Annotated in this window: 12 protein-coding genes; 5 read left to right on the top strand and 7 right to left on the bottom strand. The window is 38.6% G+C overall.

The window, feature by feature from the left end; translation table 11 throughout:
* Positions 1 to 182 precede the first annotated feature (182 nt).
* Positions 183 to 701, top strand: coding sequence for a TetR/AcrR family transcriptional regulator (locus I6E72_RS16370; RefSeq protein ID WP_165721702.1), 519 nt, complete (start codon positions 183 to 185; stop codon positions 699 to 701).
* 88 nt (positions 702 to 789) lie between these two features.
* On the opposite strand, the gene I6E72_RS16365 is transcribed toward I6E72_RS16370, so the two are convergent.
* The 5 genes from I6E72_RS16365 to I6E72_RS16345 form a co-directional block, all read right to left on the bottom strand.
* The gene (locus I6E72_RS16365) at positions 790 to 2,259 is read right to left on the bottom strand and encodes a carbon starvation CstA family protein (protein ID WP_165721703.1); all 1,470 of its coding nucleotides are present in this window, start codon (positions 2,257 to 2,259) and stop codon (positions 790 to 792) included.
* 269 nt (positions 2,260 to 2,528) lie between these two features.
* Positions 2,529 to 3,446 carry a carbohydrate kinase family protein gene (locus I6E72_RS16360; protein ID WP_007584308.1) on the bottom strand — a complete coding sequence of 306 codons (918 nt, stop codon included), beginning with the start codon at positions 3,444 to 3,446 and terminating at the stop codon, positions 2,529 to 2,531.
* A 2-nt stretch (positions 3,447 to 3,448) separates the two neighbouring features.
* Positions 3,449 to 4,972 carry a mannitol dehydrogenase family protein gene (locus I6E72_RS16355; RefSeq protein WP_197113159.1) on the bottom strand — a complete coding sequence of 508 codons (1,524 nt, stop codon included), beginning with the start codon at positions 4,970 to 4,972 and terminating at the stop codon, positions 3,449 to 3,451.
* A 60-nt stretch (positions 4,973 to 5,032) separates the two neighbouring features.
* Positions 5,033 to 6,754 carry a purine-cytosine permease family protein gene (locus tag I6E72_RS16350; protein WP_121954407.1) on the bottom strand — a complete coding sequence of 574 codons (1,722 nt, stop codon included), beginning with the start codon at positions 6,752 to 6,754 and terminating at the stop codon, positions 5,033 to 5,035.
* A 210-nt stretch (positions 6,755 to 6,964) separates the two neighbouring features.
* Positions 6,965 to 7,639, bottom strand: a complete 675-nt coding sequence (locus tag I6E72_RS16345) for an HAD family hydrolase (RefSeq protein ID WP_149593207.1) — start codon at positions 7,637 to 7,639, stop codon at positions 6,965 to 6,967.
* Positions 7,640 to 8,066: 427 nt separating this feature from the next.
* Between I6E72_RS16345 and I6E72_RS16340 the strand changes: the two genes are divergently transcribed.
* Positions 8,067 to 9,593 (top strand): catalase, encoded by a 1,527-nt coding sequence (locus I6E72_RS16340; protein ID WP_197113157.1) that lies wholly within the window; start codon positions 8,067 to 8,069, stop codon positions 9,591 to 9,593.
* Between the two features lie 99 nt (positions 9,594 to 9,692).
* Entirely contained in the window at positions 9,693 to 10,208 is a 516-nt protein-coding gene (locus I6E72_RS16335) for an ankyrin repeat domain-containing protein (RefSeq protein ID WP_024591942.1), read from the top strand.
* Positions 10,209 to 10,280: 72 nt separating this feature from the next.
* On the opposite strand, the gene I6E72_RS16330 is transcribed toward I6E72_RS16335, so the two are convergent.
* Positions 10,281 to 13,436: a M1 family aminopeptidase gene (locus tag I6E72_RS16330; RefSeq protein ID WP_197113155.1), complete on the bottom strand. Its 3,156-nt coding sequence runs from the start codon at positions 13,434 to 13,436 to the stop codon at positions 10,281 to 10,283.
* On the bottom strand, positions 13,430 to 14,293 hold the full coding sequence (locus I6E72_RS16325; RefSeq protein ID WP_197113153.1) for an ABC transporter ATP-binding protein: 864 nt from the start codon (positions 14,291 to 14,293) through the stop codon (positions 13,430 to 13,432). Before I6E72_RS16325 ends, I6E72_RS16330 begins: the two co-directional genes overlap by 7 nt.
* A 343-nt stretch (positions 14,294 to 14,636) precedes the next feature.
* On the opposite strand from I6E72_RS16325, the gene I6E72_RS16320 reads away from it, so the two are divergent.
* Both I6E72_RS16320 and I6E72_RS16315 read left to right on the top strand, forming a co-directional pair.
* Positions 14,637 to 16,145, top strand: a complete 1,509-nt coding sequence (locus tag I6E72_RS16320) for a sensor histidine kinase (protein ID WP_197113151.1) — start codon at positions 14,637 to 14,639, stop codon at positions 16,143 to 16,145.
* Positions 16,139 to 16,819, top strand: coding sequence for a LytR/AlgR family response regulator transcription factor (locus tag I6E72_RS16315; protein WP_197113149.1), 681 nt, complete (start codon positions 16,139 to 16,141; stop codon positions 16,817 to 16,819). Before I6E72_RS16320 ends, I6E72_RS16315 begins: the two co-directional genes overlap by 7 nt.
* The last annotated feature ends 44 nt before the right edge of the window (positions 16,820 to 16,863 follow it).

Below are 16,863 nucleotides of genomic sequence, written 5' to 3'. Positions count from 1 at the left end.
CAATTGCATTAAATAGATGACCTATTATTGCGCTAAGAAAATAGCACAATAACAAGACGAAAATCATGACATGCAGTTATTCTGTATGAATAATTTTTAACGCAGTTAGTGAGTTATTTAATGCGATACAATGATCATGTTTTAATAAAATTGGTATTACTGCAGATAGGAAAATATTAAAAATGAGTAAAAAAGAAGCTTTATTAAAAGCAGCTGAAAACAAGGTACGCCTTGGCGGGTACAGCAATTTTAGCTTTAGAGAGCTTGCCAGCGAAGTTGGAATTAAAAGCGCCAGTGTGCACTATCACTTTCCGACTAAGGCCGATTTAGGTGCAGAGCTTGCTCATCAATATACTAATTCTTTTTTAGCTGCGTTAGGCGAGCCAAGCAAGCTTAAAGCCAGCGGTAAAAATCCTATTGATGTGTACACTCAGCTTTTTAGAAGTGCATTAGTTACCGACCGAAAAATGTGTTTATGTGGGTTACTAGGAGCCGAAAGCGATAGCCTTCCAGATAAAGTACGCCTTGAAGTAAAACGCTTTTTTAATCAAAACCTAACATGGCTTAGCGCTGCGCACCTAGCTAATGGTGAGCTTAACCCTACTAAAGCGGCTATTCAAACAGTGAGCTTGCTTGAGGGTGCTATGATGATAAGCAAAACGCTCGACGATAACAGTTACTTTGAACTTGCAACTCAGTAATACCTAAATTTAGTACACAAAAAAAAGCGAGCTATTGATTATGAATAGCTCGCTTTTTTAATGCTTGAAATAACTTATGTGATTATTATTAAACCGCTGTTGGTTTAACTTTATGCTTAGAGTGCACAATTGCTAAAACAATTAAGCCAATCACTGTCACTACAGCGCCAATAGGTTTACCTAAATCGCTTGATAAGTTAAGACCAATTGCTGCAGTGCCAATATAAGAAACCGTTACCGCTGTTGCTATAACAGCAGGAACACTCGCAATCCAGTGGAATGCTCCACGGTCAAACAAGTACTTAGTGGCAAGCCATAATACGCTTGTAGAAAGCAGCATGTTTGAAAATGCAAAGTAGCGCCAAATTAACGAGAAATCGAGCTTCGTCATAAAGTATGCAATAGCAAGTATAGGTACCGCTACCAATAAGCGGTTACGTAAGCTTTGCGGAATATTAAACGCATCAACAACTGTTAAACGTAATGAGCGGAACGCTGTATCACCAGAAGTAATTGGGAAAACGGCTACTGCAATAATTGCCATTATACCGCCAAATACACCTAAGTAACTGTTAGCTACATGGTTAACAACTAAACCTGGACCACCTTGATCAAGCAATGCTTTTAAGCCCGCGTAACCATCTGGGAACGCTGCAATACCAGCAAGTGCCCATACACAACCTACAATACCTTCACACATCATAGCGCCGTAGTAAACTGGACGTACGTATTTTTCGTTAGTTAAACAGCGCGCAATAATTGGCGCTTGAGTAGAGTGAAAACCACTAATAGCACCACAGGTAATTGTTATAAATAACAATGGCCATGTTGGTAATCCATCTGGGTTTGGCTCTAAAAAGTCATGTGCGTGATCAGCTTCAAAGTAAGCTAAAAAGTCACTTGGTACCGGTAAGTGCGGCGCATTAATAAGTAATGAAATAGCAATTGCCACTGTCATTACAATCATTAGCGCACCAAAAATTGGGTAAAACTTAGTGATAATTTTATCAATTGGTAGCAAGGTAGCTAAAAAGTAATACGCTAAAATAGCGAGTACCCAAAAGGTATTATTTGCCAGTATTGTACCTTCAAAAAAATCAAGGTTACTTAGCAAACCTGCAGGGCTCATAATAAATACCACACCTACAAAAAACAGTAGCATGGCAGTAAATACAAGCATAAAGCCTTTAAATACGACGTTGTAATAATGGCCTGCGATTTCTGGTAGGCTTTTACCGTCTTCTTTTATACTCATTACACCTGAGAAGAAGTCGTGTACAGCGCCACCTAAAACATTACCAAGTACAATCCATACTAGTGCAACTGGTCCGTATAAAGCACCTAAAATTGGGCCAAATATTGGACCTACGCCAGCAATGTTTAAAAACTGAATTAAAAATGCTCGTACAGGGTGAATAGCTACGTAATCAACACCTTCGCTAAAGCGTTTTTGTGGTGTGTCAGCAGTTGAATCCAAACCGGCTTGTTTTTCAACAAATGGGCTGTAAAACTTATAGCCCAGTATTAAAATAGTGAGGCAGATAAAAAAGATGATCATAAAGCACGTTTCTCTTTTTGTATTTTAGTTATAGAGCGCATTGTGTGTCGCCCCGCCTTTTCAATCCGTGAATAATCGACGAACAATAACAAAGCTTCAACCCTCAAACAATAAGACGTTTAGCTAATACAATAATCGATATAAGCCACTATTTACGCAACCTGCACACTTAACGCTCCACATTGAATATTTATTACACACGTCTTATTTTGGGCACAAAAAAAGCGGTTAAACTTTTACGTTATAACCGCTTTCACACACAATGTTTTTTAAAGTGGGTTCATAAACTCACTAATTTGTTGATGCGTTAAAGTAGGTGTTGCGCCAGAACTTTCGGCGACCATTGCTCCAACGGCACATGCAAAGTCAACGGCATATTGCGCGTCGTCGTTGCTACAAAGCTGATAAATTAACGAACCTAAAAACGAATCCCCTGCGCCAACAGTGTCAATTACGCTAATTAAATAACCTGAATTATAAAAATTCTCGCCTTTGATTGTTAATAAAGCACCGTGGCTACCTTTGGTTACACATAAGTAATCGGTATTTGTTTGCTGTGCTATAAACGCTAAATTTTGTTCAAGCGAATGAAACTTACAACCCATCGCTTTTGCTATTTCGTATAGCTCTTCATCGTTTAATTTAATAAAGTCTGCTTTATTCATTAAATCTACAAGTGTTTCTAGCTTGTAATGCGGTGCACGTAGGTTTACGTCAAATACTTTAAAGTTTGCTACATCAACTAGTTGATTTAACGTTGCTAAAGACGCTTCGCTTCGGCCAATTAGGCTGCCAAATACAAATACATCGCTACTTTTAACTTTACTAAGTAACTCATCAGTAAGCGCTATATTATCCCACGCAGTGTCTGCCACTATTTCATAACTTGCTGAGCCGCCACTGTCGAGTGTTACCTCAACCGTGCTGGTTTTTTTGTCACTATTAATAGCAATGTATTCGCAGCTTACGCCTTTGCTAGTAATTTCGCCTAGTAGCTCAGCGCCTAACTCGTCGTTGCCAACAGCGCTGATCATATCGGCTTTAATGCCTAGTGAGTTGATACGCACACACATATTAAGTGGCGCGCCACCTAAGCGTTTACCTGAATCAAAACAATCCCACAGCACTTCGCCAAAGCAGCTAACACTTACGTTTTCGCCTGATTTATGATTAATTAAAATGCTCATAATTAGTTACTCTTTTGATCAAGTACAGCCTGCATAATGGCTTTAATTTTACTATTAGGTGCATACAACGCAGCAATCGACTTTTTATATTCAGCAGTAAACGTTTCGTTATGCTCAAGCTTACCAAACAAGCTCGTTAACTTTAAAAATGCAGACGGGCTAGTTTGAGTCTCTTGCGCGTAAGAATTAAGCTCTTTGTGCATCGCATCTTGAATTTCAAGCTTTTCGCCGTTTTCACTTAAACCCTTATCGCTGTATAAACACCAAGTTGCAATAACAAGCGTTGCCAGTGATACATCGTGACCTTGTACTAGGTTTTCGTTAATTGTGGCAATTAAAAACTTAGGCAGTTTAGCTGAGCTTTCACTACAGATACGCGCTAGGCTGTCTTTAATATTAGGATTAGCAAAACGCTCTATTAACGTATCTTTGTAGCTTTCAAGGTCAATGCCTTCAAGTGGTTCAAGATTTGGCGTTACTTCTTTATCCATAAAAGCACGCAGGTATGTGGCAAATAATTCATCCGATACCGTTTCATCAATAGTGCCATAGCCATGGATTGAACCTAATAAACCAAGTACAGAATGCCCTGCATTAAGTAAACGTATTTTCATGGTTTCATAAGGCGTTACATCAGTAACAAACTGAGCACCAACAACATCCCAATTTGGACGAGAGTCACTAAATGTGTCCTCTATTACCCATTGTGTAAACGACTCACAAGTAATTGGCCACTCGTCGCTAACACCATATGCATCAACCACGTAATCAATATCATTCTTTTTAGATACCGGTGTAATACGGTCAACCATCGCATTTGGAAACGATACGTTTTGCTCAATCCACTCACTTAGGTTTTTGTCTTGCTCTGTAGCAAAGGCTAAAAGCATTTTGCGTGTTACGTTACCGTTGTGCTGAATGTTATCGCACGACTGCACTGTAAATGCGCCTAAACCTTGCTCTTTACGCAGTTTTAACGCAGCAGTAATGTAACCAAACGCTGTAATTGGGTCGTTCGGGTTATTAATGTCGTTAATAATATCTGGATTATTGTAATCAAACTCACCCGTTGCCGGGTTAAAGTTGTAGCCGCCTTCGGTAATAGTAAGCGACACAATTTTAGTATCGCTGTGCGCTAACTTATTAATTACCGCTTGTTTGTCCTCTGGAGCAAACAAAAAGTCGATCATTGAACCAATTACTTTGTTATCTATTGTACCGTCTGGGTGTCTAACAGTAAGCGTATAAAGGTAATCTTGCTGCTTTAAAATATCACGCAGACCACGGTTACCCTCTAAAAGACCAACACCACATATGCCCCATTGCTCAGAGCCTGGGGTTTTTAAAAGCTCGTTAACATATACCGCTTGATGAGCACGATGAAAACCGCCCACGCCAATATGAACAATACCGGCTTTAACTGCGCTACGGTCGTAGGTTGGTGTATCAACATGGCTTGGTAGTTGAGCCAAGCTTTGTTGGTTTAGCCCTGTAACTAGAGCGTCAGTGTGTTGATGTTGCGTCATGGTGCGACCTTACTAAACAAAAATAAAATATAAATTACGATACTGTATTACGATAAGTAATTACGATGCTGTATTGAGTACTTTATGGCGTTTTAACGACCAGTACGCAGTAACAAAATAAATAACAGTACAAATAAAACAGGCTATTTCGAACTGCGATTTATTAGCGCTGTACATACTCATAGTTTCACTGAAAAACATCACTTGGCTGGCAAATATAAAAATAATAACCAGTGAAACCGTAGAAACCGCATTAAGTACTTTGGTAAATACAGAGCTGTCAATTACTGGCTTAGGAATGTCTTTAGCCTCAGCTGCTTGGTATTCTTTAATATCACGCTGCTCTTGCTCTTCTGCTGCAATCTCTTGTGTGTAATCGTCACCAGCGCCATATTTTTTAGCTAAAAGCGTGTAAATAACAATGGTGAAAATCCACGTAGGAATAAACAAGTAGTAAAACGACATTACATCAATAGCATTTAAACCAAAGCCAAACACAAGCGCTAACGCCCAAGATGCTATAGCCGGTACGCTGCGGGTAATGTTTTTATATTTAGCCCAGTAACGTGTTAGGCCAATTTTAGGAAATAACACATGTTCAGCAAACACAATGCCGCCTACTGGCACAACTAATAAGCCTGCGTAAGTAAGTAGCGGAAGCATTTGTGAAAATACAAACGGGAAACACGCAATAATCACGGTTACAACACCTACAATAGCGGTTGTGCGTTCACGTGATTGATTAACAAATATAGATTGTGCTGCAAGACCTGCACGGTAAAGGTTTGCGTTAGCTGTAGTCCAACCGGCAATAATTACAATAACAAAGCCAGTCCAACCTAATGCATGGTATGCAACATCGCCCGGATCAAGTGATGAAATAGTTGTTTTAAGTAATACCGCAACACCTGCGCCCATAATACCGGCAGAGATCCACGCTAAGTAATGACCAAAAAACATGCCCACGCCAGAAAACAAGCCATAGCTTTTGCGTTTAGCAAATCTAAAAATAGCCATGTCGATTAAACCAAAGTGAGTAATTGAGTTAGCAGCCCATGCAAAGCCAATCACTTCTAATAGGCCAATACCTTTTTCACCATCGGCATTGGTGCCCGTCCATATGGAGGAGTCGCCTATGGTCATAAAGTCGCTAAAGCTAGTTAAAGAGGTAGAACCTAATACGTGATTTGAAAGCTCAGGGAATAACGCGAACGAACCTGCAATAAATATAACAAATAGCCACGGCGCACACAGTTTCGAAAAGTCAGCAACCGTAGAAAAGCCATACATCGCAACAAACACAACAATAGAGCCAACAGCTAAAACAATGGCTACAAACCAAAAGCTATTTGGATACCAATCAAGTTGTGCAGGTATATCAAACAAAAACCGCACGGCGGTGGAGGATACCGTGATCATCGCGGCCGATATAACACTAAAAATAACCACGTTAGCCCAGTTATAGAGCTTGGTCATTGAGTTACCAGCAATTTTGTTTAAGTAGTTATATAAACTTAAGCGGGTTTCCACTGCAATGGGTGCAGTAATTAGCCACCAAGAACACATTGCTAACAGGTTACCTATTAATAAACCAAGTAGAATGTCGATGGTTGAAGCGCCTAATGCAACAAACGTTGCACCAATAACAAATTCAGTAGCCGCAACATGTTCGCCAGCATATAGCCCTGCAAAATGTTTCCAGCCGTGAAGCTTATTATTAGCAACAGGAAGTTGCTCTTCGTTTACATCTTTAAATGTTTGTGTGTGTGGACTCGTTGCCATGGTATTTCCTATTGTTAACAGCAAAGTACTTAATACCTAAATACTTCGCCTTTTATAATTTGGCTTATAAACGCATGATGTTTTGCCATGTTTTGTTTTATTTTTAGTAAAGCAAAACCATCTACATTTATATTTTGCGTTTGCTTGCCTGTCAGTGTGTAAGGCGAGCAAATCACGTTTAAAACTTTGTTTATTTAAAAAGCCGCGTGTTTACTGCTTTTTAAGTGCAGGGTATGCACTAAAAAAATCTTGCCAATGCGTTAAATGATCAACATTTGGGTAAGCACTGTGCACGTGATTAACAGAGCCTTGCATATGTTGCCCACCGCTGTAATGCAGTACTTGCATATTGGCGTCAATTCCTGCATTTACGCCGGCTTTACTGTCTTCAATTACTAGGCAATGCTCTGGCTTTACACCCATTTGCTTAGCTGCATGTAAAAATAAATCAGGTGCTGGTTTACCACGCTTAACTTCGCTGCTGGTAAAAACCGTATCGCTAAAGTACTTACTTAAACTCACTACACTCAACGCTTTTGCGGTGCGTGCTGGGCTGCTGCTAGTAGCTATACAAATAGGCACAGCTAAATTGTTAAGTACGTCTTCTATACCATCAGTCGTGGTTAGTCCGGTTTCAAATTCGTTTAATAGTGCCTCGCGGTAGTCACCTTCAAAGCTTTCAGGAAGAGTGACATTAAATGCATCCGCTATTTTTTGGCTTACTGTTTTAAAGTTGCAGCCTAAAAAGTGTTGCTGTACATAAGCGCGGTCAATCTCAACGCCTTTTTCAACAAGCATATTAATGAGTACTTGTGCGCTTAAAATTTCGCTATCAATAACAACGCCATCACAATCAAATATCACTAGCTCAATATTAGTATTCATCTTGTCACCTTATTAAAACTGTTTGGTTTAGCTAATTTAAGTATAACGAGTTAAGCGCGATTAATATTGTGCAACTTTTTAGTGCAACTCAGTAGTGGGCATAAGCTCACCGGTTGAGCATATTCCCTTTATTGCGCGAATATGTCAACACACTGTAAGTATAAAACGCACCAGCTTGGTGAAAATACCGCCAGATAAAACTAAAAACCTTTGTATTTAATCAACTTTATAAAAGCATATTGCGACCAAGGTCGTAGTAAAAAAATTCAGTTAACGTAAAAAGTGCTCCTGTTAATTTATTTCATCTGTTTTACAAATCGCATCAATCTAATTAATCAGTTTTACCGAAGTTAATAAAATCAATACTATCGTTAACAGATTAACAGCCTGCACCACTGCCGGCACTTTTAAATAGATGAGGTCGACAATGAATACTCAAATAAACAAAACAAAATTAACACTAAGTGCACTAGCACTTGCAATGGCATTACCGGCAAGCGCAGCGACTACGTTAACTAAAGACAACGGCGCAGCTGTTGGCGACAACCAAAATTCAATTACGGCTGGCGAACGTGGCAGCGTATTACTAGAAGACGTACAACTAATTCAAAAACTACAACGCTTTGCACGTGAGCGTATTCCTGAGCGTGTTGTGCATGCTCGTGGTACTGGCGCACACGGTGTGTTTGTAGCATCAAAAGAGCTAGACGATTTAACAATTGCAGCACCGTTTGCACAAGCAGGTAAAGAAACAGACGTATTTGTTCGCTTTTCATCTGTAATTCACTCTAAAGGTAGCCCAGAAACACTGCGTGACCCACGTGGCTTTGCAACTAAGTTTTACACAGACCAAGGTAACTGGGATTTAGTAGGTAATAACTTACCTGTGTTCTTTATTCGTGATGCAATCAAATTTCCAGACATGGTGCACTCTTTAAAGCCATCTCCGGTTGATAACATTCAAGATCCTAACCGTGTATTTGACTTTTTCTCACACGAACCAGGTTCTACACAAATGCTAACGTGGGTTTACAGTGACTACGGTACACCAGCAAGTCTTCGTAAAATGGACGGTTGGGGTGTACATGCATACAAAATGATTAATAAATCGGGTGATGTTAAATACGTTAAGTTTCATTGGGTAAGCCAGCAAGGTATTGATAACCTTGATTCTAAAGAAGTAGCTAAAGTACAAAGTCAAAACTTTCAGCATTTAACACAAGATTTATACACTGAAATAAACAGAGGCAATTTCCCAAAATGGGATCTGTACATTAAAACGCTTGATCCGTCGCAACTTGATGACTTTGATTACAACCCGTTAGATGCAACAAAAATGTGGTTAGACATTAAAGAAACTAAAGTAGGAACAATGACCTTAAACCGTATGCCAACTAACTTCTTCCAATCTACAGAACAAGTAGCAATGGCACCAGCAAACATTATTCCAGGTATTGAGCCATCAGAAGACCGTTTATTACAAGGTCGTATGTTTTCTTACGCTGATACACAAATGTACCGCCTAGGTGCTAACCACCAGCAATTGCCAATTAACCGTGCAAAAGTTGAAGTGGTTAACTACAACCAAGACGGCGCAATGAATATTGGTAACACAACAAGCAATGTGAACTACCAGCCAAGCCAAGAAAACGTAGCTGAAAACCCAATTGCACGCAGAAGTAATACAGAGCTTAAAGGCTACGTACAACAAGCAGCGATTAAAAAGCAGCAAAACTTTGCTCAAGCCGGTGTTTTATACCGTGGTTTTAGCAAGCAAGAACGTACAAACCTAATTAATAACCTAGCAGGCGATTTAGGCAAAGTGCAAAACAGCAGTGTTAAACACAAAATGCTTAGCCACTTTTACAAAGCAGATAGTGAGTACGGTACACGCTTAACTAAAGCTGTAAACGGCGATATTAAAATGGTTAAACAACTTGCAGCTAACTTATAAGCAACTAGTTAAAAGCAATTAGTCCCAACTAAATAGCTATTTAAACCACAACCATGAGGGAGGGAAAACCCCTTCCTCCTTTTATACAAGGCAATGGTTATGCGTAATTTATTAATTATAGTCGCTCTACTACTGAGCTTTACCAGTAGCGTTTACGCTCAAAATACCCCAAGTACACAAACACCCAGTACGCAAGTTGAAAGCCAACATTCTGCAAAAACACAATACCAAAGCTTATTTGCTTATTACTTTGCCGCAGCACGTACAAACGACACCGCTGTAATAGAGCAATTTGTAGATGCTGGTATTCCTATCGACAGCTACAACAATAAAGGCTACACCGCGTTAATGATTGCTACTTACCATGGTAATAAAAACACGGTTAACACACTTTTACACTTAGGCGCTAATGCCTGTCTAGAAGATAACCGTGGCAACACAGCGCTAATGGCCGCTATTTTTAGAGGTGAATTTAGTATAGCTAAAACACTCGTATCACTTGATTGCGACAACGCGCATCAAAACAAAGCCGGCCAAACAGCAGAGCAATTTGCACAAACCTTTGGTCAACAAAAAGTTATAGAGTTACTAGCACAGGTAAATAATGCAAAGTAATCTGCGCGCAACAAAAAGCCCTAAAATAATAGGGCTTTTGATTTACTAAATATATGTTCAAATTAAACGTACTTACTCTAAAAACAGTGTGTTTATTAAGCTTTCTTGTTCTTTTCCAGCTTCATGTTTTAATGCTCGTATAAAATCCATAGAATTGGCGGGACTGTTTGGATAACCATGATTTTTCCAAACCAACTTGAGCGCATTAATAATGGGTTCATCCCCAATAGCAGCGCGTAGCTTAGCAAAGACAATGGTTGCTCGCGAATATTGGTCAAAGCTTTGTGTAGCATCAACCAAGGCTGTTCGCTCCTTTATGTTCATCAGCATACTTTGCTCATAGCGTGTTGTTTCATACTCAACCAGCGCTTGCATTGTCGCTTTCCCATAACGCTGCTCTATAACAACAAGCTCAATATACTTTGCCATAGACTCCACTAAAAAAGCGCTATCTGAAAATACCCCATTACCAATATCATGGCCAAACCATTGATGCGCGGTTTCATGAACTGCACGGCGATAGCGTTGATCAAAGCCTGCATTAGCGCTTGGCTTTGATCTAAAACCAACACTGTCTTCAATAAGTATAAGTTGCGGCAATGCATAACCTGTAGCACCAACACTAGGCGAGCCTATTAAACTCAATTGTTTTGCTCTATAAGGGCTTATATTATTAAGCCATTTTATTGTATCGCCCATTGCGCTAAGGTTTACAGCTATAGACTCCGCTCGTGCTGGCTCGTTTTTATCTTTAGCAAACACGTTTAATATCACGCCATTTTGCTGTTTGGTAACAGGGGAATAAGGCACCGTCACCCAAGCTGGGATTGCATTTATGGGTGTACGAGTCTCAAAATGAAATATTTCGCGGTCATCTTTGCTGGTACGTGATATTTCCTCTCCTTGGGTTATAACCTGATAACCCCTTGTTGTACTCACTTTACTCGACATAGTAAGCCACTGGTAATGAGTACTTGCTTTCGCCGTTTTAGCAAATAGCTTCGTGGGTCTAATCACCGACTTCACTTTAAGTGCGTGTTGCTGACGAAGTATAGGATCGGTTAATTCATAATTATCTTGATAGCCAACAGTCGGTAATAAAGGCACTGATCGTATATAGCTAAATTCAGGGGTTATTATCTGATGGCCTCTTACTGGCCAAAGCTTAGCTTGATGAACATCAAACCGTGTAACTAGTTTACGTATTTCTCCTGGCTGCATTTCATTCTCAAACTTAAACACAGCTTGATTAAGCAAGGGAAAGCTTTTAGCCCTTTGCGCGCCATCGATTTCAATATCGGCCCATTTATAAAAACCAGAGCGCCCAACCAATATCTCTTTAATAGGATCTTGATGGGTGTTTTTTAAGGTATATATTAAGGAAAAATGAGCTTGCTGCTGATGCGGATAAAAGCCTACATTAGCATCAATGTGCACAATGTTTGGCTGTGCTACATTGCGCCATTGTGAGAATGCTTTTTCGTATTGTGCTTTAAATGCCTCGCGTTTATGCGAGTTGGTTAAAGGCTTCTCCTCAACCAGTCTTAAATGTAATTGAGTAAATAGTGCCACAGTAATAAGTAAAGGTATAAGTAACCAAAAATGTTTAACCCCCATTACTCTTTGGCTCAACCCGGCACCTCGGTGATTAAAAATCCCCGTAATTATAACTAAACTTATACACGCCACTAACCAAACTGATATATAAGGCCAATAACTACTTATACTTGCACGATAACCCCAAAAGTTATCAGGTGCCTGCAAAGGCGTCCAACCAACACTCCACAATGTATGCGTGAGGCCAAGGCTAGTCATTATCGGTGTAAATTTGATCAGTAAAATAACAGCAATTAGCAAACCCGCAATAAGCTGCGAACGACACAAATTAAATACACACAAAAATACACACGCAATAATGGCAAGCACAATTGCCATCAAAAATAAAATGGTTAAATGTACTTCAAATTGATATGCACTGTGTAAAAACCACTGAGCTGCACTTGCCCCTAATAAGCTCATTGTTAAAAAAAACAATATCATAGTACCTAGGGCCAATAACTGACTGTTTAAAAAGTAATATGTTTTGAGCGGTGTGGCAGCGATCAGCTCAGCTATATTATAGTATTTAGCGAAACAGCTTACTTGCCAGCTCCACAAAGCCATTAATAAAGTGCCAAACAACAATTGCATATCAAATGCATAATAACTGATCGCATCAAGGCTTGTGGTGCTCATAACACTCATTGGTTCAACATAACCAGACGACGAGGCAACACTATTAAAAACTATCACCGGCCAAACAAAAATAATCAGTAAAGTGACAGGGTGTGAAACCAAATTAACCAGCGTAATTTTGTATAAACTGGCCATCATCAAAAATGGTTTTTTTGTGACTTTCGCTGTTTTATATTCAGCGGGTTCTAACGTGTTGTAACGAATGTATTCGTTAGTATTTTTACCATTTTCACTCTTTAATAATGTGTATTTTTTATTTTTACTAAAAGTAATATAAAAAATACCAACAGCAAGCATACTCACAACAACGCGATTAATAGCAAATGAAGCCCCTAATGAATTGGTTAAACTGTTTATTACGGCTGTGTATGCAAAAGGGTCAAGCCAAACAAATAATGTATAAAAGCGATGGCTTATAATACTACTTCCAGCAAGTAATGGATTTCCGGTAATACTTGCAAGCATTATGTAGCCTATCCACAACACCGCAAAAACAACATAATTGGGTAATGAAGTAGTTGATTTATGGCAAACAAAAAAGGCAACAACAACTAAAAAGCAGCTATTTGGTAACAACACTAAAAAGCTATTAAATACAGTAAAAGAAACCATATTTGGTATATAGCCAAATTGCCTTACATGCATGTATATCATTACTAAAACACTGATTAAGCTAATAATAAAAACCAAGCAAATCAGTAAACATACTCTTGCTAAACTGCGCTTAAATAGGCTAGTTTGCGTAGCATAAATAAGCTCCTGCATAGACGCGTGCTGATCTCGTAAAAATATAACGGGCGCCAATACTCCTACAAGCACAGGTAACTGCATCATTTGTAGCATTGTAATATTTAACTTAAATTGTTTTAACGAATCAACTTCAACTGCTGCAAGCCCAGAGGACAACATAACCGAAAATATTAAAGGAATAATAATGCACAGCCAAACAAGTGGTTGGCGCACTGCATATCGCCACTCATTAAAAATTAACATGTGTGACTTCCTTCATTGAGTGCAAAAAAGTACTTGTCTTGGAGCGTAGCGGGCGAGTTTATTGCATTTTGTGCAGGCGCTGTGTCTGTATAGACACGAAATGACTCTCTACCATAGCGATGGCTCTTACTTAATACATGCTGATTTGGTATGCCCGTAGGTAAACTTTCGAGCTGCCAAATCTTACCTTCTAAAGGAACTAGTAACTCTTTTACGTCACCACTTTGTATGAGTACTCCTTGATCTATAATGGCCACGTAGTGACATAAATTTTCTACATCTTCAACAATATGGGTCGATAACAATACCAACCTATTTTGACTAATACTAACGAGTAAATTATTTAAACTTTCTCGTTCCACAGGATCAAGCCCAGCAGTGGGTTCATCCATAATAATTAGTTTTGGGTTACCTAACAAAGCCTGAGCCACGCCAAAACGCTGCTTCATTCCTCCCGAAAAATTAACGACCTTTTTATTAGCAAACTGAGTCAAATTGGTTAGCTCAAGTAAACTATTAATTTGGTTTTTGCGTGCATTACCATCTATGCCTTTTAATACGGCAATATGCTCAAGTAACGCCCGACAACTCATATTGGGATACACGCCAAAATATTGTGGTAAATAACCTAGCTGCGATCTAAGCGCATCTGGTTGGCCAATCACATCAAGGCCATTAAAATTAATATGCCCGGAGTCGGCATTTTGTAAACACGCGAGTGTGCGCATAAGTGTTGATTTACCCGCCCCATTTGGGCCAAGTAGACCGACCATACCGGCGGGTAGAGTGATCGTCACATCATTCAAAGCCTGCGTACCATCTGCGTATTTTTTGTTGATATTTTTCAGTGTAAGCATTAGTTTCATCCTTAATTGGTATAGCACCAGCTTAAGAAAGCAAGTCAATACAAGCGAGAAAACAATGGTTAACGTATTGAAATAAATGATGAACATAAAAAAGTAACGTTGGTCATTTAAATATGACCTTTCATCATTTAAATAAACTGCCTAGTATGCTTAAAATGGTTGCTAACCCTATGAAATAAAATAATTATTTTAAAAATAAATTATGATTGAAACAATTTTATGGATAAACTAGCGCGCTCAGCGTAGTGAATTGTGCAAAGGTAATGTTTAAAATAAAAAGACAATTTTATCTAAGCGTATCTGCTCAGAAACTATAATAAAAACGGAGTCACATATGCAGCAAGCCAATACACCAATATGGCAACGCTTTAGCATTACCCAGCTAATAATTTTTTTACCGCTAATAGCTGCTATTATGCTCGACTCTCATATACGCTTTTTGTCATCACATATGGATTCAACTAGCCAATATCTGGCTATTAATATTCAACTTTTTTTACAGTGTATTCCCTTTTTTATTGCCCATGCGTTTGCATATCGTTTATTACTTACACCCGCAATCATAGTTTGGCTGTTAGGCTTTTTAGCCTATCCATCTCTCTTGCTAGTATTTAATAACCAGCTTCTTAACTTTTCGCAATGGCAATACCTTGATGCACAATGTTGGACACTGTGCGCATCTGCAAGTGGTATATGGCTTATTACTAAACGCACTAATAAAAATAACAATGTGTTGAGTAATAAATGGCTTAAATCCTTGTTTTCACTTGATACAGTCGTGTTTATAGTACTTTTAGGTTGGGCAATAGTTACATCAAGCATACTCAATACGCACACTGATCCTATGTTAAACCAGCCTATTGAGCCTGTTATTGACGTTTATAAAGTATTCACACAGTTTGATACTTTTTTGGGTTATCTTTGGCAAATTACTTTTTCTGCCGGATTAGTATATGGAGTGTATTTATTAAATAGATATTTATTAATACGCTACGTATTAACCTATCATGGTGTATTAATATTTTTGTTTGCAAGTTTAATAAGCCTCGTTGCACTTACACCTGTATTAACATCGTGCTTGCTACTGTTACCTATTAACGATTTACCCTCAGGCATTGCTAACTTAACACCTAGCGGTAATAATAATATTTTCAGCCCTGAAAATTATCAGTTTGTATTTTTATTTTTAGCCATAAGCACACCGATTATTTTAGCGTTTGAACGACAGCAACAACATGTTCAAATTAGCAACATTGCCCAACAACAAACAAAAACAGAGCTAAAGCTACTTCAACAGCAAATTAACCCTCATTTTTTATTTAATACATTAAATAACCTCTATGCGCTGACATTAAAAAAATCAGATAATGCACCAGATCTTGTTATGCAATTAGCTAACTTACTGCGTTACAGTGTTTATGAAGGCCAAAAAGCACAGGTGAGTTTAGAAAAAGAAATTAATTACTTAAAAGGTTTTATTGCATTACAGCGTTTACGAAGCGCTGAGCGCTGCAACTTTGATGTGCAATGGCCTGAATATCAACAACACTATTTAATTTCGCCACTACTGTTAATAATGATTTTAGAAAACGCGATAAAGCATGGTGTAGAGCCCACGTCACAAAAAGTAACGGTTGTGTTTAAAATCACCATGGCCGATAACATACTAACGCTATTTTCCTCTAACCCTATTCTACCTAATAACAATTCAGAGCATGGGGTGGGACTTAACAATTTACGCCGTAGGCTGACTCTTTTATATCCAAATAAGCACACATTAATTATTAATGAAAATAAAAACCTTTGGCAAACCACACTTAAATTGGAGCTGGCTGCATGCTAAACACAATAATTGTAGATGATGAGCCACTCGCGCATGAAGTTATACTTCATCATTTAAGTGCACATAAAGACATTTATATAAGCGGACAATACCTTAACGCTAAAGATGCATTATGTGCTTTAGCCACATCATCTATTGATTTGTTATTTTTAGACATAAACATGCCCGAACTATCGGGCATTGCATTACTAAAAGTGCTCGCGAATCGACCACAAGTGATTATTATTAGTGCATATCAAGAATATGCTTTAGCCGGTTTTGAACTTGACGTAACTGACTACCTACTAAAACCAGTCTCTGCTCAACGGCTTGACCAAGCACTCAATAAAGTACGGAAAAAAAGAAAACACATAACGCTAAATCCCAAGGCACCTCTGACTATTACCCTTAAAATCGATCGTGAAAAACATAAAATTCAATTAGGCGATATAGACATGTTTGAGGCTTATGGAAATTATGTAAAAGTATGGCAAGGTGAAAAAGCATTACTTGCAAGCAGTACTCTCAAATACATATTGCAAGAGCTTGATACTTCATTTATTCAAGTCCACAAATCTTACGTTATTAACAAAAATAAAGTTGTTGCGTTAAGTAATGAAAGCGTTCAACTAGCATCAGGCGTGTCAGTTAAAATTGGCAAGTCATTTAAACAACAAGTGCGCGACATTATTTAATTTAAGCTCGGTTAAAGCTCCCCCTTTATTGAAAAGCCCTAATG

Origin of the sequence: Pseudoalteromonas sp. NSLLW24 (assembly GCF_015864725.1) — a bacterium.
In the GTDB taxonomy this organism is placed as follows: domain Bacteria; phylum Pseudomonadota; class Gammaproteobacteria; order Enterobacterales; family Alteromonadaceae; genus Pseudoalteromonas; species Pseudoalteromonas arctica.
The sequence above is the reverse complement of the archived record's forward strand: the minus strand, read 5'-3'. Positions and strand labels throughout refer to the sequence as shown.